We start from the raw sequence: 1445 nt of genomic DNA, 5'->3' as shown, positions 1-1445 counted from the left end.
CCGCTCCTATGTATGGACTCGCCAACATTGTCTAGCTGCTTTTGAACATGGTTACCCGGTTGCATCTATGTATCAGGCCTGTTCGAGGAAGCTATTCGCTTCTGGCCATCATCGGGGTGAGCTCGCAGTGTGCCGATTACATTGAGGCCACAAGGGCCCGTAGGAGCGTAGGCATCTTTCTGCGACGGTCTTACCAGGGGTCGATGTTCACTAGCAGGGGTTGGGGCGCTCGCGCCCCGGTGGCGTAACTCGGTTGGTCAGAGGCTCATAGCAGCCTCCGGACGGCTGTTTGGCTTGTGTTGGTAAACCTGATCGCTCTGCAGCAATGACCAGATGATTCGCAGATTTCGATTGGCCAGTCTGATCGCCGCCTCCTTGCGACCAAGGCGAGATAACCAGCGCAAGAGGCGGCGATCGTCTGGCTGATCGGAATCAGGTTTCAACTGACTCAAGACAGCATGCGCACCCTGGATCATCAGACTGCGTATGTAACCATCGCCTCGTTTGCTCATCTTGCCCAGCCTGACTTTGCTGCCGCTACTGTGCTGGTCGGGTACGATTCCGAAGTAAGCGGAGTACATGCGACTGCTGGCAAAGCGGCTTGGCTCTGTCTGTTTCGCCACGATGGCGGTGGCGATGATTGGGCCGACGCCACGAATCGTGATTAGTCGCCGTGCGACGCCGTCGTCCCGTGCCGCAGCTTCGAGCCGCCCGCTCAGCACAGCGATGCGCTCGCCCAGATAGCGCCATTCGGCCAGCAACTCATCGAGCAGCTCACGAAGCATTTCTGGTAAGGGCAGAGATGCATCTTCAAGCACTCTCGGTACGCGCTGGCTGATTGATGCATCGCCTTGAGCCAAGGCTATACCGTGCTCAAGCAACAAACCTCGTATCTGGTTGCCTAGAGCCGTGTGCCGCTTGATGTTGCCACGCCGCACACGATGAAGGGCCTGAATTGCCAGCGATAAGGTGCTTTTTATCGGCACTGAAGCGATGCTGCTATCACGACCGGCGCGAAGAATGGCATGAGCATCGTTGCGATCATTCTTCGCTCCGCTGCGATGTTCGGCTACTCGCTGTGCGGGCAAAATTCTTACAGGATTGCCTTTGGCCTGCAGCAGCCTGGCCCAGGCTTGCGCGCCGGGACCGCTTTCCATCAGCACTGTGACGGTGGTCGGCAGTTTACTCAGCAGATCATGAAAAGCCTGACGGGACTTGATACGGGCCTCGTAGATCACGCGGCCCGTGCCGTCATCACCCGCAAGCTGAAAAACTTGCTTGGCCAGATCAACACAGAGGTTTTCGCACAGATTTACATCTGCACAAGGCGCACAATCGTGTTTCGTCGTAAGCTTTTTCATGGTCTCGCCCTCGCTGCCGTTGGCTTCTTAGAACGCCACCGTGGCACTGTGATGCCTCGGCGGGGGCGAGTCCATTTAATTACA

General features: G+C 57.0%; 1 protein-coding gene. It reads right to left on the bottom strand.

Annotation, left to right across the window (positions count from 1 at the left end):
- Positions 1-257: 257 nt before the first annotated feature.
- Positions 258-1361, bottom strand: coding sequence for an IS110 family transposase (locus F3J45_RS29525; protein ID WP_167070871.1), 1104 nt, complete (start codon positions 1359-1361; stop codon positions 258-260).
- Between the last annotated feature and the right edge of the window lie 84 nt (positions 1362-1445).

Source organism: Pantoea sp. Ap-967, assembly GCF_011752565.1.
Lineage (GTDB): Bacteria > Pseudomonadota > Gammaproteobacteria > Pseudomonadales > Pseudomonadaceae > Aquipseudomonas.
The sequence above is the reverse complement of the archived record's forward strand: the minus strand, read 5'-3'. Positions and strand labels throughout refer to the sequence as shown.

Coding starts and splice junctions, on each gene's coding strand:
- F3J45_RS29525 (WP_167070871.1), bottom strand. CDS start 1,361: ATGAAAAAGCTTACGACGAAACACGATTGTGCGCCTTGTGCAGATGTA.